We start from the raw sequence: 1,769 nt of genomic DNA, 5'->3' as shown, positions 1-1,769 counted from the left end.
GTCGGTCGGTTCGTCGGGATCGTCCGTGCCGCCGATCGATTCGGGTTCGGCGGTCGAAGCGGACGCCGACTCGACCGTCTCGTCCGTCGGGGGCCCGCCGGCGTCGTCGGTCGTCGCCGCGGTCGAGTCGGTCTCGGCGGTCGGCTCGGACTCGGCGGTCGGCTCGGACTCAGCGGTCGGTTCCGACTCGGCGGCCGGACCCGACTCCGCGGTCGGGTCGGTGTGGGTCTCTTCGGCGGACGGCTCCGGCTCGGAACCGGCGTCCTCGTCGGGGGGGCCGCCGGCCTCGGCCGTCGCCGCCGGCTCCGCGACCGTCACGTCGGTCTCGGGGAGCGGCCCGATCGCGGTGTCGCCGCCTTCGTCGGGGGCGAGGTCGAGCGCGCGCACCTCGTCGCGGTCGCCCGCGATCACCTCCAAGGCGTCGACCGCCAGCCGGCGGACCGCCTCGGCGTACGCCGCGGTCGTGCCGTAGTGGTCGATGGCCTTCGGAACTCCGGCGGCCAGCGGCGCCGGGGCGCCGCCCGCCTCCAGCGCCGCGCGGAGGTCGTCGCCGCGCAGGTCGGCGTCGAGCGCCTTCGCGAACACCGCGAGGCGGTCGAGGGTGGCCTCGGCCGCGGAGACGACCCAGCGGTCGCGGGTGTCGGCGTCGACCTCGTTGAGGCTCTCCGGGCGGACCGAGGTGAACACGCGGTCGGAGTCCTCCGGCTCGAAGGTGCGCGCCTTCCCGGTGAGCGCGACGAACGCCGGCGGCTCGGCGCGTTCGAGGAAGGTCTGCGCCTCGGGCTGGTACTGCCCCGCGTAGGTGACGAACGCGCCGGAGGGGTCGACGACGCGGCCGCGGCGCGTCTCGTCGTTGACGCGCTCGACCTCGGTGAGCACGCCCGCGGTGAACAGGCGGTTCACCCGCGCGCCGGTCGGAGTGACGACGTAGTTCGGGGCGCGCTCCTCGTCGCTCTCGGAGTAGGAGAGGGAGGCGTCGTCGAACTCGGCGGCGAACAGCCGGTAGGCGACCTCCCGCGTGCCGGGACCGTCGTCGCTCATTCGCCCACCTCCGCGAGCGCGGCGCGGGCGCGGTCGGCCGGGTCGTCGTCCGCGAGTTCGAACTCGACCGCGTCGAGGGTGGCGCCGTAGTCGTCGACCGAGAGGTTCCCGCGGACGCGGTAGGCGCGCCCGACGAGCGTCTCCGCGATGGCGTCGGCGACGACGGACTTGTCCATCGCGTCCTTCGCCGCGTCGAGCGCGTCGTCGAGGCCGCCGCCGTACACCTCGGCGGTGAGCTCGTCGTCGAGGACGACCGTCACCGTGTCGGTGCCGTCGTCGAGGATGGCCTTCACGCGCAGGTCGTCCTCGCCCTCGACGTCGCCGTGGCTCCGGCACTGGCCGTTCTGGACGACGCGGCCGCACTCCGGACAGCGCTCGATGAGCCCGGAGCCGTCCCGGACCTCTAAGACGTTCCCGACGACCTCGACGTCGAACATCCCGCCGGAGCCGACCGCCTCGGCGACGGAGAGCCGCGGGGCGTCCTCGGCGACCTCGACCGGGTCGGGAAGGGGGGTGACCGCCGAGAACTCGGTGAGGTTGATCGAGGGGACGCCGCGGAACTCCCGGACGTACACGTCCTCGATCCGGAGGTCGGCGCCGGCCTCGATCTCGGAGCGCGGCTGCCAGTCGGTGAAGGGGAGCTTCGCCGTCTCGTCGCCGACGACGCCCTCCAGGATCTCCGTCTCGCCGTCGCGCCCGGAGATGGTCTTCTCGTCGACCTCCAGCAC

Annotated in this window: 2 pseudogenes; both read right to left on the bottom strand. The window is 74.2% G+C overall.

Going from position 1 to position 1,769, the window contains the following annotated elements:
* Positions 1-1,041 (bottom strand): annotated as a pseudogene (locus B9G38_RS16950) (hypothetical protein); the annotation flags it as partial.
* Positions 1,038-1,769, bottom strand: a pseudogene (locus B9G38_RS16945) (replication factor A); the annotation flags it as partial. The pseudogenes B9G38_RS16950 and B9G38_RS16945, both read right to left, overlap by 4 nt.

The sequence above is a fragment of the Halorubrum sp. SD612 genome, from assembly GCF_002135005.1.
Note: the sequence above shows the minus strand (reverse complement) of the source record. Positions and strands in the feature narration are given on the sequence as shown.